At 42.9% G+C, this 13,649-nt stretch carries 14 protein-coding genes and 1 pseudogene; 11 read left to right on the top strand and 4 right to left on the bottom strand.

Annotation, left to right across the window (positions count from 1 at the left end; translation table 11 throughout):
• Window positions 1-118: 118 nt before the first annotated feature.
• Window positions 119-730, bottom strand: a complete 612-nt coding sequence (locus ACOTX7_RS19895; protein WP_224743090.1) for a RepB family plasmid replication initiator protein — start codon at window positions 728-730, stop codon at window positions 119-121.
• Between the two features lie 21 nt (window positions 731-751).
• On the opposite strand from ACOTX7_RS19895, the gene ACOTX7_RS19890 reads away from it, so the two are divergent.
• A protein-coding gene (locus ACOTX7_RS19890; protein WP_112287405.1) for an IS3 family transposase occupies window positions 752-1,872 on the top strand; the annotation gives its coding sequence in 2 pieces (ribosomal slippage) (window positions 752-1,010 and window positions 1,010-1,872; 1,122 coding nt in all).
• A gap of 29 nt (window positions 1,873-1,901) precedes the next feature.
• On the opposite strand, the pseudogene ACOTX7_RS19885 reads toward ACOTX7_RS19890, so the two are convergent.
• A pseudogene (locus tag ACOTX7_RS19885) lies at window positions 1,902-2,219 on the bottom strand (RepB family plasmid replication initiator protein); the annotation flags it as partial.
• A 476-nt stretch (window positions 2,220-2,695) separates the two neighbouring features.
• On the opposite strand from ACOTX7_RS19885, the gene ACOTX7_RS19880 reads away from it, so the two are divergent.
• The 4 genes from ACOTX7_RS19880 (at window position 2,696) to ACOTX7_RS19865 (ending at window position 5,770) form a co-directional block, all read left to right on the top strand.
• Window positions 2,696-3,748, top strand: coding sequence for a hypothetical protein (locus tag ACOTX7_RS19880; RefSeq protein ID WP_001065778.1), 1,053 nt, complete (start codon window positions 2,696-2,698; stop codon window positions 3,746-3,748).
• 19 nt (window positions 3,749-3,767) lie between these two features.
• Window positions 3,768-3,968, top strand: coding sequence for a hypothetical protein (locus ACOTX7_RS19875; protein ID WP_000594930.1), 201 nt, complete (start codon window positions 3,768-3,770; stop codon window positions 3,966-3,968).
• Window positions 3,965-4,681, top strand: coding sequence for a zinc finger-like domain-containing protein (locus ACOTX7_RS19870; protein ID WP_000838219.1), 717 nt, complete (start codon window positions 3,965-3,967; stop codon window positions 4,679-4,681). The genes ACOTX7_RS19875 and ACOTX7_RS19870 overlap by 4 nt, the downstream gene beginning before the upstream one ends.
• 234 nt (window positions 4,682-4,915) lie before the next feature.
• A complete protein-coding gene (locus ACOTX7_RS19865) occupies window positions 4,916-5,770 on the top strand; it encodes a hypothetical protein (protein WP_000970401.1) in 855 nt (284 codons plus the stop codon).
• An 8-nt stretch (window positions 5,771-5,778) separates the two neighbouring features.
• On the opposite strand, the gene ACOTX7_RS19860 is transcribed toward ACOTX7_RS19865, so the two are convergent.
• Window positions 5,779-6,591, bottom strand: coding sequence for a DNA adenine methylase (locus ACOTX7_RS19860; protein ID WP_001121574.1), 813 nt, complete (start codon window positions 6,589-6,591; stop codon window positions 5,779-5,781).
• 369 nt (window positions 6,592-6,960) lie between these two features.
• On the opposite strand from ACOTX7_RS19860, the gene ACOTX7_RS19855 reads away from it, so the two are divergent.
• The 5 genes from ACOTX7_RS19855 (at window position 6,961) to ACOTX7_RS19835 (ending at window position 11,008) form a co-directional block, all read left to right on the top strand.
• On the top strand, window positions 6,961-8,124 hold the full coding sequence (locus tag ACOTX7_RS19855; protein ID WP_000114860.1) for a hypothetical protein: 1,164 nt from the start codon (window positions 6,961-6,963) through the stop codon (window positions 8,122-8,124).
• 247 nt (window positions 8,125-8,371) lie between these two features.
• Window positions 8,372-10,063: a DUF4942 domain-containing protein gene (locus ACOTX7_RS19850; RefSeq protein WP_000096325.1), complete on the top strand. Its 1,692-nt coding sequence runs from the start codon at window positions 8,372-8,374 to the stop codon at window positions 10,061-10,063.
• Entirely contained in the window at window positions 10,060-10,236 is a 177-nt protein-coding gene (locus ACOTX7_RS19845; protein WP_000070862.1) for a hypothetical protein, read from the top strand. The genes ACOTX7_RS19850 and ACOTX7_RS19845 overlap by 4 nt, the downstream gene beginning before the upstream one ends.
• A 60-nt stretch (window positions 10,237-10,296) precedes the next feature.
• A complete protein-coding gene (locus tag ACOTX7_RS19840) occupies window positions 10,297-10,740 on the top strand; it encodes a hypothetical protein (protein WP_001805248.1) in 444 nt (147 codons plus the stop codon).
• Window positions 10,727-11,008 (top strand): hypothetical protein, encoded by a 282-nt coding sequence (locus tag ACOTX7_RS19835; protein ID WP_000535423.1) that lies wholly within the window; start codon window positions 10,727-10,729, stop codon window positions 11,006-11,008. The genes ACOTX7_RS19840 and ACOTX7_RS19835 overlap by 14 nt, the downstream gene beginning before the upstream one ends.
• 57 nt (window positions 11,009-11,065) lie before the next feature.
• Here the strand turns inward: ACOTX7_RS19835 and ACOTX7_RS19830 are convergent, their stop codons facing one another.
• The gene (locus ACOTX7_RS19830) at window positions 11,066-11,692 is read right to left on the bottom strand and encodes a hypothetical protein (protein WP_000966518.1); all 627 of its coding nucleotides are present in this window, start codon (window positions 11,690-11,692) and stop codon (window positions 11,066-11,068) included.
• 372 nt (window positions 11,693-12,064) lie between these two features.
• Between ACOTX7_RS19830 and ACOTX7_RS19825 the strand changes: the two genes are divergently transcribed.
• Complete coding sequence (locus tag ACOTX7_RS19825; protein WP_421626146.1) at window positions 12,065-13,624, top strand: Ig-like domain repeat protein; 1,560 nt, start codon at window positions 12,065-12,067, stop codon at window positions 13,622-13,624.
• The last annotated feature ends 25 nt before the right edge of the window (window positions 13,625-13,649 follow it).

Genomic DNA, 13,649 nt, shown 5'->3' with positions numbered 1-13,649 from the left:
GTTACTTTTTTGCACATTAAGCCGAGATGTAAGACCAGTAGTAAAAGAAGCACTAAGCATAGCACTGATAAATAACTTATTTTTCAGCAGGTTATAACCAGTGCATACCAGATAGCTTTCAACCTTGTTTGGCAAGGGCCAGCTTAGGGCTTCTTTTGAAGATCTGAAATTGTATGTCGCGACCTTTCTTAACTTCTTGATAATCGAGATATCCGATAGATTCAAGTTCCCGCATTGCTTTACGAATTATCTGGTTTTGCGTACGAATAGGGGTTGTAAGAAGCAACCTTTCCCTCAACCGTTTCATATTAACGAACAACGTACCAGCTGGCATTGCTTCAAAATAAATATAGAGAGATTGCGCAGCTTCTTTTTTAGCCAAAATGTATAGAACCTGAAGGCTTAACAATGTCTTATGGTCGTAACGATACAGTTCCCACATAGAAGGATCCCCAACCAGCTCAACAGTATCGCTTTTTGGATCAATCATAGCCTTCTGCACCAGATGCGTTACTGTGAACCGACCACTACGAGAGTCTGAGAAGGCAAGCACTACCGATGCAAGGTTCATTAATGACTCTTTAAAGCGCGCACGAGTTCGTTTGTTGATGTTTGTTGAACTGATACCACACATCTTCGCAAACTCGTTAAAAGTCAGGCTAATCTTCTCGGAAGTAAAATGACCTGCTCCCCGTTGATTAACACACCGCGATGTTAGTAATGTCTTCATAAGCCACATGAGGACACCCCCATGAAGAAGCGTTTTTCCGACCAACAGATCATCAGTATTCTCCGCGAGGCTGAAGCCGGGGTATCCGCCCGGGAACTCTGCCGCAAGCACGCTATTTCCGATGCCACGTTTTACACCTGGCGTAAAAAGTATGGCGGCATGGAGGTGCCCGAGGTTAAGCGCCTGAAGTCGCTTGAGGAAGAGAACGCACGACTCAAGAAGCTGCTGGCCGAAGCCATGCTGGATAAGGAGGCGCTTCAGGTGGCCCTGGGCCGAAAGTACTGACGACAGACCAGAAGCGCGAAGCCGTGGTGTTGATGTGTGATGCGACCGGTCTGTCGCAACGTCGTGCCTGCAGGCTGACAGGTTTGTCCCTGTCGACCTGCCGTTACGAAGCGCAGCGTCCGGCATCGGATGCGCATTTATCCGGGCGCATCACCGAACTGGCGCTGGAGCGCAGGCGTTTTGGTTACCGCCGCATCTGGCAGCTGCTGCGCCGCGAAGGGCTTCATGTTAATCACAAGCGAGTATACCGGCTCTACCATCTGAGTGGACTCGGCGTAAAACGCAGACGTCGTCGTAAAGGGCTGGCAACAGAACGTCTGCCGCTGCTCCGCCCGGCAGCGCCGAATCTGACCTGGTCGATGGATTTTGTCATGGATGCGCTGGCCACCGGTCGCAGGATCAAGTGCCTGACCTGCGTGGATGACTTCACGAAGGAGTGCCTGACGGTCACCGTTGCCTTCGGGATTTCAGGCGTGCAGGTCACGCGTATTCTGGACAGCATTGCGCTGTTTCGTGGCTATCCGGCGACGATAAGAACCGATCAGGGCCCGGAGTTTACCTGCCGCGCGCTCGATCAATGGGCCTTTGAGCATGGCGTGGAGCTACGGCTCATTCAGCCCGGCAAGCCGACACAGAACGGATTTATTGAGAGTTTTAACGGACGCTTTCGCGATGAATGCCTGAATGAACACTGGTTCAGCGACGTCAGCCATGCCAGGAAAACCATCAGTGAATGGCGTCAGGATTATAACGAGTGCCGCCCGCACTCCACGCTGAATTATCAGACGCCGTCTGAGTTTGCGGCGGGCTGGAGAAAGGGTAATTCTGATAGTGAAGGATCCGACATTACTAAGTGAGCGTTGTATCTAATCCTGGGGGCAGGTCAAAAACCATATTTACTGAAAGCCATGATGATCCCGAGCCAGCACTTAAAGTCGGTAGACATAGATAGTTTGACACCAGTTATCTTGATGTCGTCATAACCCTCCGATCTTGCAATTTCCATACACGAAAGCTCATCAGAGGCATCAACTTCAAAGTTTCGGTCGCGGTTTTCTTTTGTGCCGACAGGGGTAAATACACTCAATCTCAGCAGGGCCACGGGCTGAACCGACTTGGACGAGTTAGGCGTCAGTTGATAAGTCTTACCTGATTCATTACTGGTTACGTCAAAAGGATGGATTAACTCGTTGTTTTTAATCATTAACTTAACTCGTCGGTGATAAGATTTTCATTTGGCAAACTGTTTATAACATATTCTTGCAAATGCTTTTTACGCATTTACCTAAATGCCATAAGCATTCCAGTAAATGCCTTCCTTATTCATTCAAATGCTTTTCGCATGCATCCGAATGCCGGATCCTTTCATAAAGTTACTATAATCAATGAGTTAAAGATGCCGTGATCTTTACTTGAACTCTATTGATCTTTAGTGATCTAAAGAATTGATCTAACCTGTTGAAAACAATGATAAGTCCATATAAAACAAGGAATAGCGCTCCTTTATCAATATCTACAGATCGCAAACGGAAATGAAAGTGGGTTTACTATCATTGTTTTATTCAAGACAGTTTTTATTTTAATTTTATTAAGCAAATTTTTTGAGTTTACCTTTTAGATGTATCAGCCCTATTTGGCAAATTTGAGGTTCATGTATCATGTAGTAAACAGGAGGAAGATATGAACAACAGCAAACATACAGTCATTGAAGTGGATACTAATCTAGTTGAAATTGAAAAGGGATTTAATCCCCGAGAGGCGGTAATCGGAGATTTGTGTTACGAACAAGAACCTGTCAAATCGATGATTGTGTCAATCAAACAAGCCTTTAAGGAAGGAAGGCAGGTTGATATGATCAAGGTCGTAAAAAGAAAAGGTAAATATTTAGTTCGTCAAGGTCATACTCGTTTTCATGGCTTAAAATTAGCAATTTCTGAAGGTGCTAATATTCCAAAATTATCTGTTATCTTAATCGATTATAAAAACGAAATTGAAGAATACCTTGAGAACCTCGATGGTAACAGAAGCAATGGGCTAAATCCGGTTGGGCAAGCTCATGCATTAGCTCATGCTGTTAGTCTCGGGTATTCGGTTGAAGAACTAGCAATGCGATATCAACGATCAACTACCGCAATTCGTAATATGCTAAAAATCCTTGATATGCCATTAGAGCTTCAACGTTTGATTAGCCTAAATCTAATCAAAAAAACGCTCGCCATTGAAATAATGTTAAAATATTCCAACGATCACAAAATGGTTTTAAAACATATAGAAGGTTTCTTACCTGGCGTTAAGAATATTGAGACTACAACGAGCAAAATTGTAGGCATACCTGAACACAATGCAGCTGGAGCAGGACCAGACACCTTAAATAAAGGCGGACCAGAAAAGAAAAATTCGGCAGTCACACGTAAGACTTTGGGTATTAAGCGCCTCTCGCATAAGAAAACAGAACGGCTAAAATCTGAATTTCTTGAGCTTGTGGAAAGTACACATACGGAATCTATAACGAATACTCAAACAGAACTAAAATTTGGTAGAGATAGTGCACACTTGTTCAAAAATGTTGATAGTAAAAATGTAATATTTTCTGATGATGGTGTTCAAATAATCTTGAATGATGAAAAGCTAAATATTTTATTGTCTTTACTTAACGACGAAAATACAGCAATCATTCTTTCTAAACCAAAATTAGAAGAGCTTCTGGAAATTCGAGATCTCCTTAAGGAATAAAAACCCGAGGATTAGTTGAGTGATTAAACCTATAAAGCTGACTCTTATCGATAATTATAATGATTTGCTTCTAACTCATGAAGTCCTTAAACGCAACATGGAAGAGTTAGAACACGGTAAACGTTTTGACCAATTTCCTGAAGGGCATGACCACTATGAAAAAACTGTGAAAGAAGCTGTAGCAATCGTAGAGGCACGTTTGGAGGTGTTTCGAAAATGAAATCTCTTTTCTTTACTCTTGATGGTCATATGGTACCAGCCTCAGTGAATGTATCCCTTAACGGAGATGGAAATTATTATGCACCTATCGAAAGAGAATGTAACGAATGTGCGGGCACAGGCCACAAAGGGGCTGATGTATGTGAAAAGTGTCATGGGGTGCAAACAGTTGGACCCATTATTGAAAAATTAGTGGTACTAGAGCCAATTACCTTTCTCGATAACATTCCGGAACTGCGTGTTAACCCAACACTCGAAGCATGGAAATCCAGAAACCACGTACTTATTGAGAAAGCAAAAAAGGCTAACACTAAGTTTTCTAATAGTATATTGGCGCAACTAGACAATAACCGTTTTTTGACAGAACGCCAGCTGGATTGTTTCTTTACAACCTTTGATGTGATGTTGTCTGAAACTCCGGAAAATGAACAAGAAATTTTAAAACATAGCTACAATATCGGCCAGGTCATAAGCATTGAACTAACATTTACTGAAGTCAGGGCCGCGTACGCAAAAAGTAAAGGGAGTTATTTTTTTACATTTACTGGTAAAGTTAGAAATGACGGGATCGCTTTAACGGCCGATAAACAGGATCACATTTTATTGGGTGAACGTTATCATTTGACTGGAAAAGTCAGAAAATTCTATGATTTTGATTCGAAAAATTATGCTGCAATAACAGTTTTTAAGTTAAGTAAACTCCAAGACAGTTAAATGTTTTACTGCTTAAATATAGAGCCAAGACTTAAACTGTCGTTAGGACTCACTCACGTAATATTGTTGCTTACGCAATGGGTTTTATCCCTCATAAAGATCTGCGAGTATAAATCTTTTACATTTAAATTCCCCTCTATCACAACCTTTTCAATAGTAAAAAAATGATAATCTTATTAATTATAATTTTTAATTTTTTGTATACCAATACCATACAGTTAAGGCTAAAAGGTGATGATGGAGATGGACTTTAAAATGCACAATGATCTGGGTCTCGGTTTCATTTGTAAAAATGCAAGAACATCGTCAAAGCCAACGTTAAGAAAAGTTACTTTTCCGGTAAGCGCATATGAAACGTCTAAGCTTTCTTTAACCGGTTTTCAATGCCCCACAGCCTGCCGATTTCCTTTTTTTGTGCTATGCATGATAATCCATAACCATCTTTCGTCTGCATGCCCTATCAACCAAAATGAATGTTCAAATCATATATCGCAATTTTCTATCGACATTAAAGTACAAGATTGGCTTAGCCGTTCAAGAGTAGCGTTTATTGATTTCCATAATCTAAGAAATACAGATAAAACCACATTAATAACAGTGGAACATCTTGAAGCTTTACTTACTGTTATGTCAACTACTCTTGTCGCTTACGCTCCATATTCAAAAAAGAGACTTAACTTTAGCTTTCTAAATTCATTTACTTTGTCTAAAACTTCTCAAAGTTACACATTAACTTTCCCGGTAGTTCTCAGTCCGCTTTTAGATGCTCTTGGCGGTTTCATTCAGGAATGCATAACCGAAAAATTGTTAAAACGACGAAATTCGAATTTCATGGTTTACGAGTATCTTAAACGTTCAGGCCAGAGCTCTCATAAAGTGGAGGACATTAATAACGACTTACAGCTTAAAACTCTAAATATAAGACTTATGAGCGTCCTTACTGGGCTTTCTCAGCAAGGACTCATTTCATTTATTTGCGAAGGAAAGAGGGGCGACCGGAGAATAGAAGAGCTTCAGTTTATACCTTATGTTCAACGAACTCACCCTGAGGTATTAACTTTTCAGGAATGGATTAGCCCCGTTGATTAGAATTAACTCTATTTCAGCACGGCCAGTATTTCTGTTTCCGTTTTCCGTGTATTTGGCTTACTTCCTACGGATCGGTAAGCGCTGAGTCTGTGTATGACGAATCCACGCTCTTCATAGAGGCCCAAAGTGAATGGTGTCAGGCTATTTGATATCGCAACAGCAGCGCCTTTTCTGTGAGCGTCAACGAGCATATTTGCTAACAGCACGTGGTCGCTTTGGCTGAACGGTTTACCATCGTAACTGACAAAACTAGTTTTGCTTGTTTTGTCATATGGCGGATCACAATAAATCTGATCTCCTTCGCCGGTTGCGGCCAGAGTCTCCTCAAAACCAGCGGTGATCAGTTCAATACCTGAAAGACGAAATGAAAGGTAGTCTATTTTATTGAAGTCAAGCTTCAGTTCTGTATGTTTCCCCCAGGGCACTGAATAGATTCTTTCTGAGTTATAGCGGCACATACCGTTATAGCCCAGGCGATTCAGGGAGTAAAACAAAGCCGCTCTTTGAAGCGGTTGACCAGAAATACAGGTTTTGTTGAAACGGTCCCTCATCTCATAGTAGTCCTTTTCGACAAAGGTTTTATCCGCTAGGTTTTGGACCTGATTTATAAAGTTAGTTTTCTGTCTTTGAATAGTCCTGTATAGGTTGATCAAGTCTGGATTGCTATCTGCAAGCAATGCATTTTGTGCAAACATGTTCAGAAAAACGGCACCACCGCCTATAAAGGGTTCTACCCACCGGCAACTATGATCGTGTGGGTAGTGATGGCTGATGAAAGGCATCAGTTTCGTTTTTCCACCAGCCCATTTGATTATCGGCATGTGTCTGAGATGTCGAGTCAAAGTGTCTATACCTGAGAGAGAAATTTAGGTGCTGGTATCGTACCTAACCACGGGCTTTAACTAATAACTTAGGGAGCAAAAAAAAGTTGTTTAAGACGCACAGTTTTGACTTTCAGCATTGCGGATTTATAAGATTTTTCCTCACTGATACCTGAACTTTATGTTTTGGATTTATGTCTTTGTTTATGAAGCGATTTTGATGCCATCACAAGAAATGGGGAGCCCTCTTTTTTTGTGAAAAATCAGAATAGGCTCAAAAAGTACCTTTTTTGCGAAAAATTATGGATTTTTTTTTCGGTAGTATCCCCGCTACGCAGAAAGTAAGCAGAAAAATGTAACGGAGCCCCTATGAGTGTTTTACTGACAGAACCTACACAGCAAGCTAATGACAAGGTCTTTAAAACGGCCCATGTTGCCTTTTCAGTAGTTACTGGCACAGGTCGTTACGTCACTGGGCTTAAACAGTTCCGTGATGCAAACCCTGAACTTTGTACTGAAGTAAGTGACCAGAAAGCATGGGCTATCCACCCTTCAGTAATTCAGGTCACGCCAGGCTTCAACTCCCGCGAAATGGGAATGGGTGACGATTACTATAAGCTCCCTGAGGTTGAAGAACACATCTACAACATCAAGAATGCCTACATTCGAGGTGACTATGTAGACCCTATCCGAGTACGTGTCATTGATGGGGTACCTTTTGTTCGCCAGGGGCACTGCCGTTTAAAAGCCGCAATGATGGCATGTGATGAAGATCATGACATCACAATCCTTTGCGTTGAGATTAAAGAAGATGAAATTGGCTGTGAGCTCGCGACCATTGATGGTAACCGTGGTCTTGCGCTTTCTCCTGTTGCGCTTGGCGAGTCCTATCGTCGCCTACATTCTCTTGCTGGCTGGTCACTCGAACGAATTGCTCAACGTGAAAATAAAAGCCCGACGACCATCAGTTCTCTTATCCGCCTGACAACCTGTTCTGTTGTTATCAAGAAATGGATTCATGCTGACGCTATTTCGTATGTTAACGTGCTTTCACTGATCGATGAGCTCGGTGAAACAGAAGCAATTTCACGTATCAAGAAGATGATCGCGGAACTTGAGCAGGCCGATGCGAATGGCATCACGGTGAAAAAAACCCAACATGGTCAGGTACGAGTCAGACCTTCAGACTTCAAGCCAGCACGGATTCCGCCGGTTATTGCCACAAAAGCCGTAGAAGGCGTCAAACTCATCACCACCAGCTTATTACAGAAACTGGGGGATATTGAATTGCCGGAGATGACAGATTCAAGTGCTGACGAAGAAATCAACATTACGTTGAACCGCAGTACTCTGGAGATGCTGAGAAATCTTTCAAAAGAGATCACAGAATCAGAGAACAAGCAGCTTCGCCGTGCGGAGAATCGTCAGGCAAAACTTAATGGTGAGAAGCCAAAATACCCACGTAAAAAAAATGCTAAGAAGGCAGGGGAAGAGACCGATCAGGATACTGACCCACAGCCGGACGCAGAATAATTTACTTTTGGCAAAGTGTTGGTTTTGTCAGAGTCATTAAGGATTCAGGCTTTTTGCCCGCCTTTTTTAAACCTCCATGTATCGTTCTTGCCCCGTTTATGCGGGGCTTTTTTTTTGCTTCTTTCTATGAGTTGACATCTTTAAGTTTTATTCAGAGACATAAAAAACTTTTTCGTGTCACTGAACCTATTAGGTTACAGAGCGACGTTGCTATCCTGGTAAAAGTTTTTTCTAAAGGACCGGTAAAATGTCATCTCTTGATTCTGAAGCTAAACCCGATAATGCAGGTCACAGCGTACTGGCTTTAACAACCTCTCATAGCCTGGTGGTTAGCTCTTCTGAAACATTTCTTCCAGATATGCGCAAAGAGCTCGGCATTATCGCGGATCTTGTTGAGTCCTATAATGATGAACTCTGCTTGTTGAAACACATGGCTGTCCAGTTCAAAACCCACAATCACCAGAAACTTTATTCTTATCTCTCAGGCTACAACCACAGTATCTCTGAAGCGGATGCCTTGTTCGCGGAAAACGCTCTGAGATCTGAATACTGGAAACGCGTTATGGCACTCACTGATGTTTTGCCTATCATGTCGGATGCCAAACGTAACGAATGGGATAAGCAGTTTACGGCCGACCGCTATATTATGCCGCCTCAGGTGATCCCTGATTTCACAGCTGACGCTGTAGTAGGCACAGTCGTTGCTTTGCTTAATGACCGCAATCAATTTATTAAAGAAAGGGTTTACGACGTCTTCCAGTCTCTGAGCCGCAGTCATAAGACAAACAAAGCTTTTGGGTTCTCCACCCGCATGATCACTACCGGAGTTTGCGAGCCGTCTAAATACCCCTGGCAGAAATTAAGGGTGGATTTTAAAGAGTCTGGCATTTCACCACTGAGCGAGCTCCGCGTTATATGCGCATTCTTCCGTGGCGAACAGGTGAAGGCGATCCATAACACCAAATCATTGGTTGAGGCGTTGGTCGAACATGAGGGGTTCAGAAAATGGATCTGCATCGATGGCAACAGTATTCGTTTCAGGGTTTACAAAAATGGATCAATGCATATTGACGTCCACCCTGATATCGCCGAGCGGCTTAACAATATTTTATCAGCTATCGTACCGCTGGCATTACCTGCCGACCGCATGGCTCATAGCAAGAAATCTTTGGAGGCATTCCCTGTACTTAAGCAGTGCATCGACTTTGATACCCGGATGCAGCTTTCTGAACTAATGTTTAAAAATGACGGGGACAATAAATGGAGTTGCTGGACATCTTTAGGGTCTCTCGCCGAACGCAAATCTTCGAGTGTTGCCGCTGACACCCTTCGGTTCTTAGGGGCAACAGTAACAAAATACGATGTGACATTTTCCTATGATCCGTGTGAGGTTATTCGTTACATCGGCCAGATAGGGGAGATGCCTGATATTGTATCGCATCAGTTTTACCCTTCATCTTGCCGAATCAGCGAATATGTATATTCCCTGCTCGGTGCAGGGGAAGGGGATACCCTCCTGGAGCCTAATATTGGCCATGCGGATTTGCTTAAATCATTCCCTGCCGGTGTGATCGTTACTGGCATCGAGCTTGATACTTTGAATTGCCTTATCTCCCGGGCTAAGGGATACGATACGACAGAAGCTGACTTCCTCACATGGTCTAAGTCTAATCAACAGAAGAAGTTTGATTATGTCGTGATGAACCCACCTTTTGCCGATAACCGGGCCAGGCTGCATCTCCAGGCAGCTGCATCTCATCTCGCAGCCGGGGGATCTCTAGCAGCCGTTCTTCCATTATCTCTTCAGGGGCTCGATAACCTTCTGGGGGAAGAATTCCGGACGGAATGGATGGACGTTTTTGAGAACGAGTTTGAAAACACGACCGTTTCGGTTCGCATCCTGTACGCCGAACGTATTCAACAAGAGGAAGTCCTATGAGCAACCAACCCACCAGCCTGCCAGAAGAAGATATTGAGTTTGTTATGGATACCTTTCAGAGGAGCATGGGTAAATCCAAACCTGTCAGGGATACTCAAATAGAGGGCGAGAAACCGCAAAGTAAAGAGTCCGCAAACTCAACTGAAAACCCCGGTTATGAAGAATTCTTTTAATTACGCTCATGATATCCTGGTGCAGTTATTTAGAATGATATTTGAGGGATGGGGGACATTGTGATTAAAAGGCGTAACATTCGACGATCAGTTTATGGATTGCTTATTGTTCTTATCGCCGGAAATGTGTGGTTAGGCCTTAGAGCTGATAAAATTCATAAAGTGCGTTATCAGGATTTCTGGTCACCGGCAACTGTGATTAAAGTAACTGTAATGCCTTCAACGAATGAAATCCAGCTCAGTGGTAAAATCCCTAAATCGGTAAGAGTTTCAAACAATTATGTTGAGTACTCGTTACCGGGCACACTCTCGGACAAGACCATTTACCGAAGCGTGTTAGAAGATGAGATGCTCACTTTGCTTAATGCTGGAGGTCAACTTGAAGTTAAATACACTCTGGACAAGCAGACAAATCGAACTAAGGTATGCACTAAGTGCTTACGGGTGATTAAAGATATTAACCATCAATATTCAGCCACTGAGGTAAAGCATGGGCAGTCCTAAATTTGAAATTGCTGAGCAAATTAAAATGTGGATCGTTGTTTATCTAGTTTGCTTTTTAGCACTTTACTGTGTGTTAAGCGCTCTACATGCGCTTTATGATCCGCTAAATTTACCTGCCCTGACGTGGCCTATCAGCTGGTTCGTGGTGCCTGAAATGACAAGTTTTGGCAGTGCATTATTAGCTTTTGTCCTAACGCCAGGCCTTTGCTCTATAATTGCTGTTTTATTCGGTAAGTCTACCTTTAAAAAAGCTAAAACAAAAATATAGAGTTAATTAGATTGGTGGCTCAGGTTTATAAAACCTCTCACTAGAGAGGTTTATTTATTATTTTTGACTGAGATTAACAGCGTTTTCCATAAATGTATCAATAACAACCGTAAGAGACTGGCTGGTACCATGGCTATACTCAGGCCAAGGTAAAAAAGGATATGAAGAATACGCCATCAACATGATACTGGTTGGGCAACGCCAGTCCGTTGGAACACCTTTACTGTAATGGACAATCATAGCCGGGCGACTACAATCAATATCTCCAGCGTTTTTATCGAGTACGAAAGTAGCCAGAACGCCGGTGTCCTTCTGGGATACGAAAACAAGGCTGTCAGTAAAAATAAAGGCCATTAAGGAAGAGGCCAGGAAAGCGCCAGTAAATAAGGACTTCTTCTCTTTCCAAACGCGTCGAGCATATAACCCCATTAGCGCTACCGCTGAAACCATTCCGGACCACTGAGCACCCAAAGAAAAATCTGTTACTGTTTTAGATGTCATACTTTCATTAATAGTAATCATTGCGACAATGAATGGTGATGCAATTCCAAGTGTTGCTAGGACTATCAGCGATATTTCAGACCGGTTTTCTTTAGCGGATCCTTTACTTATTGCAGACATTGCTCTGAACATAACGAATGTACTGTTGAGCATCAGAAAACAGCATAAGAGCATGTATAACATTGGGTTTCCTCAACCTAGAAGTGATGGTTACCCTGTTATTTTACATAAATTTGACTCAACAGATGCTTTTAAAATCTCGCTTCCTTGAATTTAAAAACATATCAACACAATTGGCAAACATAAAGGAGCAGCGTCTATCAAAAGTTACTTTTATGATTGGTTGAATACTCATTTTGAAGGCTAAAATCCAAAAAAGTGGGTACAAAAAGTTACTTTTGCGTCATCCAGATGCACTGCCGCCATTTTGCATTCTGTACGTTGGTTGCTTTCTCACTTGATGTCTCTTTTAACAGGCAAATTATCACTTTATCCGACCGGACCTTGTAGGCTGAATCCGTAGAATAAGGCTATAACCTATTCCCGGAGCATCATATGCGTAAAACTCTAATTGGCTGCATGGTTGCAACTGCCCTTGCTACTGTATCTTCGGCACATGCTCAGGTATTTAGCTACTCATTTACAGATACCAATAAGGCTGTTCGGAATATTAAGCCTGCAACACAAACATATCTTAATCCCGCTGGTGTTTTGACTCTGAACTTGATATCGGGTCTTGATCGGTACGAGCGAGTGACGGTCACACGAGACAGCGATAAAAAGGTTATGTATTCCTCCGTCTCGACCAAAACGAGCGTTGCAGATCGTATCGTTGCTGCCGATGGAACAGAATACTATGGAAAGGATATGGTTCTACCGGCGCTCGGAGAAGGGACCTTTACTGTAGTCAATGAAACTCTGGATATTCGCCAGACTGTAGTGAGCACATCTACTTATCATTTCATCGTTGATACAACTCCTCCACGCTATAAGAGTATTTATCCGAGTCAAAACGCAGGTTACGACATGGTACTTTCTGGGCCACTTTGGGAGTTGGGCCGAGGCGGTAGTGGCCAGTTTTCTATATTTGCAGACGGTATTGAGGATGCTAGTGGAATTGCCAAGATCCGTCTTGTCATTAAACGAAGTAATGGTTCTGTGGTCTCCGACAATAACCTGAGTTATGACACAGCCAATAAACGTGCGTTCTATCCGTGGATTAAAGATATGAACACCCAGGCTGGCATGCCCTCAAGTGATCTTGATGAAGAATTCACCTTCAATTTCATCGTTACGGACCTGGCAGGAAATACGCTTAACATTCCTCCCCAGCGGTTTTTATATGACGATCAAATGGGAGAATTTACGCCATTTGCAGTTCATGACTCACGTGTAAGCACCAGTGTTGTACCCGGCATTTCTTCGGGATACGTCCCGTTTAAACGAGGCCTTACAGTGCTGGAAAACCCCTACAAGTTGGTTATACGTATCCCAAGAACTAACTGGAAGCCATATCGAAATGGTGGCATGAGCATTACCAATAACTATGGCGGAGTACAGGTCCTTTCCGAAGATGCCACCTATGTCTACGTGGAAGTTAAGCTGCCACAGGGTGCCTTAGATGGAAACTACTATAGACCTGTGAATACATATCAATGGTCTGGAGGAGATCTTGGTCAGTATGCCAGCTGGCTCAACTGGGATCCTGCCTCTGTAAAGAGTCCGGCTTGGGGAAGTTCACCCATAGAACGACAAAAGGCTGATGGAACATGGTTCAACAGCGTAAACTGGAACCTGTTCAAGGCATCTGATATGCCTATAAAACTTACTAATATCCGGTTCAATGTACAGGCTAGGCCATATGATCAAAAAATCACTGGCGGAGCAACATGCAGTATTCCAGCTGGCTCAACAACCTGTACCGTCTCTTTGCCCCAGGATATTATAAATGGCACTACCGGCTATCTTCATAGTGGCTATGAAGTAAGGTCAACCACCGAAGCAACCTTCTTTGCCCCTATATGGGAGAATATAGCCTGGCATACACTGGGTCCCTCCGTCACTGGATTTGATTACATTGAAACGGCTTTGTTGAATAAATCAGATTTCGGGTAAGTCTCCCCCGTAGCGGGTTGTGTTT

Source organism: Enterobacter cloacae complex sp. IR5418, assembly GCF_049238105.1.
GTDB lineage: Bacteria > Pseudomonadota > Gammaproteobacteria > Enterobacterales > Enterobacteriaceae > Enterobacter > Enterobacter hormaechei.
This window is presented reverse-complemented; position numbering and strand designations above follow the sequence as displayed.

What these genes read in the sequence shown, in the direction of transcription:
- ACOTX7_RS19895 (WP_224743090.1), bottom strand. Translation starts at nt 730, where the DNA reads ATGAAGACATTACTAACATCGCGGTGTGTTAATCAACGGGGAGCAGGT.
- ACOTX7_RS19880 (WP_001065778.1), top strand. Translation starts at nt 2,696, where the DNA reads ATGAACAACAGCAAACATACAGTCATTGAAGTGGATACTAATCTAGTT.
- ACOTX7_RS19870 (WP_000838219.1), top strand. Translation starts at nt 3,965, where the DNA reads ATGAAATCTCTTTTCTTTACTCTTGATGGTCATATGGTACCAGCCTCA.
- ACOTX7_RS19865 (WP_000970401.1), top strand. Translation starts at nt 4,916, where the DNA reads ATGATGGAGATGGACTTTAAAATGCACAATGATCTGGGTCTCGGTTTC.
- ACOTX7_RS19860 (WP_001121574.1), bottom strand. Translation starts at nt 6,591, where the DNA reads ATGCCGATAATCAAATGGGCTGGTGGAAAAACGAAACTGATGCCTTTC.
- ACOTX7_RS19855 (WP_000114860.1), top strand. Translation starts at nt 6,961, where the DNA reads ATGAGTGTTTTACTGACAGAACCTACACAGCAAGCTAATGACAAGGTC.
- ACOTX7_RS19850 (WP_000096325.1), top strand. Translation starts at nt 8,372, where the DNA reads ATGTCATCTCTTGATTCTGAAGCTAAACCCGATAATGCAGGTCACAGC.
- ACOTX7_RS19845 (WP_000070862.1), top strand. Translation starts at nt 10,060, where the DNA reads ATGAGCAACCAACCCACCAGCCTGCCAGAAGAAGATATTGAGTTTGTT.
- ACOTX7_RS19835 (WP_000535423.1), top strand. Translation starts at nt 10,727, where the DNA reads ATGGGCAGTCCTAAATTTGAAATTGCTGAGCAAATTAAAATGTGGATC.
- ACOTX7_RS19830 (WP_000966518.1), bottom strand. Translation starts at nt 11,692, where the DNA reads ATGTTATACATGCTCTTATGCTGTTTTCTGATGCTCAACAGTACATTC.
- ACOTX7_RS19825 (WP_421626146.1), top strand. Translation starts at nt 12,065, where the DNA reads ATGCGTAAAACTCTAATTGGCTGCATGGTTGCAACTGCCCTTGCTACT.